Annotated in this window: 5 protein-coding genes; all 5 read right to left on the bottom strand. The window is 72.8% G+C overall.

Going from position 1 to position 3,835, the window contains the following annotated elements; all coding sequences use genetic code 11:
- Positions 1-22 precede the first annotated feature (22 nt).
- Positions 23-529 carry a YbaK/EbsC family protein gene (locus WD250_01930; protein ID MEX2618954.1) on the bottom strand — a complete coding sequence of 169 codons (507 nt, stop codon included), beginning with the start codon at positions 527-529 and terminating at the stop codon, positions 23-25.
- Positions 526-921 carry an NYN domain-containing protein gene (locus tag WD250_01925; protein ID MEX2618953.1) on the bottom strand — a complete coding sequence of 132 codons (396 nt, stop codon included), beginning with the start codon at positions 919-921 and terminating at the stop codon, positions 526-528. The genes WD250_01930 and WD250_01925 overlap by 4 nt, the downstream gene beginning before the upstream one ends.
- Before the next feature lie 60 nt (positions 922-981).
- Entirely contained in the window at positions 982-2,604 is a 1,623-nt protein-coding gene (locus tag WD250_01920; protein MEX2618952.1) for a diguanylate cyclase, read from the bottom strand.
- Positions 2,605-2,760: 156 nt separating this feature from the next.
- Positions 2,761-3,189: a CBS domain-containing protein gene (locus WD250_01915; GenBank protein ID MEX2618951.1), complete on the bottom strand. Its 429-nt coding sequence runs from the start codon at positions 3,187-3,189 to the stop codon at positions 2,761-2,763.
- 140 nt (positions 3,190-3,329) lie between these two features.
- Positions 3,330-3,734: a peptide-methionine (R)-S-oxide reductase MsrB gene (gene msrB / locus WD250_01910; protein MEX2618950.1), complete on the bottom strand. Its 405-nt coding sequence runs from the start codon at positions 3,732-3,734 to the stop codon at positions 3,330-3,332.
- Between the last annotated feature and the right edge of the window lie 101 nt (positions 3,735-3,835).

Here is a 3,835-nt window from a genome sequence, read left to right as displayed (position 1 = left end):
CCACTCCCATGGTGGTCGCCCCTCAACCGGGGGGCTTGGCCAGTCCGGCCACGACCTCCGCACCCGGGATGCGGCCGAACGCCTCGGTGGCCACGCGGATCTTCAGGGCACGGCTGCCACCGCCCACGACGACCGACGCGTGGGCGACCACGTCCTCGTCCACCCACAGCGGCAGGTCGCCGGGCAGCCCGAAGGGCGTGACGCCGTCCGGCAGCATGCCGGTCAGCGCGACGGTCTCCTCGGCCGGCGCGAACGACGCCTTGCGCACGCCGAGGCGGCGGCGGACCGTGCCGTTGACGTCCAGGCGGCGCGTGGCCTGCACCACGCACGCGGCGTGGCGGGGCTCGGCGGTCTTGCTCGCGACCACGATGCAGTTGGCCGAGGTCTCCGGCGGATAGCCGTAGCGGTCGCAGAAGACGGCCGTGTTCGCGTAGGCAGGGTCGATCCTGATCAGCTCGTAGTCGGCGCCCAGCGCGTCGAGGGCCGCGATCACCGCCCGCTCGGCCCGCCCGCTGTCGGCCGCGGTCATGGCAGGCGCGCCAGCAGCGTCCCGGCGCCCACGACGACCGCGCCGAGCGCCTCGCTCCGCTCGCGCAGCGCCCGGTCGGAGGTCACCACCGTCCAGGCACGCGGGTCGGCGCAGTCGCCGAGCAGCTCGACGATGCGGTCGTCGGCGGCATCAGGGCCGCGCCGGCGGGCGTAGCGCACGGCCACACCGGCGTGGTCGCCCTCCGCGAGGCCGGGCACCGGTCGCCCGTCCAGGACGACGGTGACGGCGTCGCCGTCGGCGGCGTGCAGCTGCGCGAGGGCGTCGACCAGCCGCCGCGCCGCGCCGTCCCGGTCGCGCCACCAGCCGTCCGGGCGCGAGCCGATGACGTTCATGGCGTCGACGAGCAGTCGCCGGTCGGGATGTGCGGCCATGGGGTCATGGTGGCACGCCGGGTCGCACCGCCACCACGGGCGGTGCGGCACAGCCTGCGGTCAGGCGCGCTCCGGCACGCTCGGCTGCCGGTCACGGTCACGGTCACGGTCGGTGTCACGGTCACGGTCGGTGTCACGGTCGGTGTCGGTGTCACGGTCGGTGTCGCGGTCACGGTCGGTGTCGCGGTCGGTGTCACGGTCGGTGTCACGGTCGGTGTCGGTGTCGGTGTCGCGGTCGGTGTCGCGGTCAGGCGCGCTCGGCTGCCCGTCGCGGTCGGCGACGGCGACCCGGTTGCGCCCCAGGCGCTTGGCGGTGTACAGCGCGGCGTCGGCGGCCCGGCGCACCTCGTCACCCGACGTGCCGTCGTCTGGGAACATGGCCACGCCGAGCGACATGGTCACCGAGGCGGGCAGCGTGCCCTTGTCGGTGCCGAGCGCGCCGATGGCGGCCCAGAGCGCTTCGGCTCGGCGGATGGTGGCGGCGCGGTCGGTGTCGGGCAGGACGACCATGAACTCCTCGCCACCCGTGCGGCAGACCATGTCCTCGCCACGGACCTCCTCCTGGAGGAGCGCGCCGAGGGACCGCAGCAGCGCGTCGCCGGCGCCGTGGCCGTGCTGGTCGTTGTAGTCCTTGAAGTGGTCGATGTCGAGGGCGATCATCCCGACGCAATGGCCCGCACGGGCTGCCCGCAGCAGCTCGCGCTCCAGCGTGACCTCCATGTAGCGGCGGTTGAACACGCCGGTCAGGGGGTCGCGGATCGACTGCTCGCGCAGCGTCTCGCGCAGGCTGATGTTGGCCAGTGCCAGCGAGATGTGGTCCGCGACCGTCACCGCCAGCTTCTGCTCGGTGTCGGCGGCGCCGGTGCCCGGCGTGGGGGCCAGGTAGGACAGGAGCCCGAGCGCCTCCCCCTGTGCCATCATCGGCACGCACTCCGAGGCGTCGACCAGTTGGTCCGCGAGGTGCTCGCAGTGCGGGCCGCCGCCGGGCTCGACGACGTAGCGCCGACCGCGGCGCAGCGCCCAGCACTGGTCGGCGGACAGCACGAGTGAGGTGGGCGGGGTCGACCCCCAGACGGCGACCGCCTGCAGGACCCGGGCCGTCGGGCCCGGGCAGAACAGGGCACCGGAGCCGTTGGTGAACAGGCGCGGGGTGAACCGCGCCACGACCGTGTACGCCTCCGCGGTGGTGAGACAGCTCTGCAGCATGTCGCCCATCTCGTTGATGAGCGTGGTCTCGCGGTCGTGACGCTCGATCTCCTGCACCGAGGCGGACAGCTGCGCGTAGGCCTCCTGGAGCGCCTCCTCGGCGCGCTTGCGGCTCGTGACGTCCCGGATGGCGGCGGACACGACCGTGCCCTGGTCGGTCTCCAAGGGGCTCAGGCTGATGTCGACCGGGAACTCGGTGCCGTCCTTGCGCCGGGCGGTGAGGTCCAGGTGCGCGCCCATCGGCCTGGTCCGTTGATCAGCCGCGTAGGCCTGGCGGTGCGTCGGGTGCACCTCGCGGGCGCGCTCGGGCACGAGCAGCTCGACGGGCTGGCCGAGCAGCTCCTCGCGGGTGTAGCCGAACAGGATCTCGGTCTGGCGGTTGACGAGCACGATGCGCCCGTCGGACACGACCACGATGCCGTCGGGGGACGACTCGACCAGGCCCTCGAAGTACGTCACCGCCGGACCAGCGCCCACCCACCCCTCCGTTCTCCCGGCTCAGGCGTGCAACCCCGACGAGTCGCCGCGTGAGGATATCCACCGATCATACCGCTCCGGTGGTGGGGGGGGCAGAGGATATGGGGACCCGGTGGGGGCCCTGGCCGCCGGAGCCGGGGCGGGTCCGGCGGTGGGTCAGGAGACGGGCGCCGGCTGGGCCGCCTGGTCCGCGGGGGCCGGTTGGCTGGCCCAGGATCGGACGATGTCGCGCATCGACAGGATGCCGGCAACGCCGAAGTTGTCACTGTGCTCACCGGTGACGATGAGGTGGCGGAAGCCACCGCGGATCATCATCCTCGCGGCTTCCTCGAGGGACCAGTCGCCGCTGGCCACGATCACCTTGGCGGTGACGTGGTCGATCACCAGCTCCGTCTCGGGATCCTTGCCGGCGGCGATGCAGCGCATCAGGTCCCGCTCGGTGAAGATGCCGGGGCCCTGTCCGTCCAGGTCGAGGACCAGGGCCGACCCGATGTTGCGGTCGGTCATCAGCTGGGCGGCCTCGCGCAGCGTGTGCTGCGGGCCGACGGCCAGGTAGGCCGTGCTCATGGTGTCGCGAATTTGCATGGGCTCCCCCTCAGGATCGCCTCGTGTGGACCTCACGGTAACCAAGGTTGACCCGGGTCGGAAGGGGGATGTCGAAGTGGGAGGTCCCTCTCCCCCGTGGGGGGCAGGGCACGCCGCCGTCCGGTGCTGCTCGCAGACCGCTACGACCCGTCGGTCTCGAAGTCCAGCGCCACCGAGTTGATGCAGTAGCGCAAGCCCGTCGGGTGCGGCCCGTCGTCGAACACGTGTCCGAGGTGCCCGTCGCAGGACGCGCAGCGCGCCTCCGTGCGCCCCGTGGCGTCCGTCTCGGGCAGCAGCTCGACAGCCGAGTCGTCGATCGCCTCCCAGAAGCTCGGCCACCCGGTGCCTGAGTCGTACTTGGTCTGGGCGGCGAACAGCGGCGTGTGGCAGCCCGCGCAGCGGTAGGTGCCCGGTGCCTTCTCGTCGACGTACGCGCCGCTGAACGGCCGCTCGGTGCCGGCACGGCGCAGGACGTGGAACTGCTCGGGGGTCAGCCGCCGACGCCACGCTGCCTCGTCGGGCTCGTCGAGGGGTTCGGTCCCCATCCGGTGTCCTTTCGCCGGTCCGTCGCGGGACATGTCGTGCGCGACATTCCGTGACAGCATGCCAGGGCGGTCGCTTCGCGACCCCCACACCCCGCACAGCC

Source organism: Egibacteraceae bacterium, assembly GCA_040905805.1.
Taxonomy (GTDB): domain Bacteria; phylum Actinomycetota; class Nitriliruptoria; order Euzebyales; family Egibacteraceae; genus DATLGH01.
This window is presented reverse-complemented; position numbering and strand designations above follow the sequence as displayed.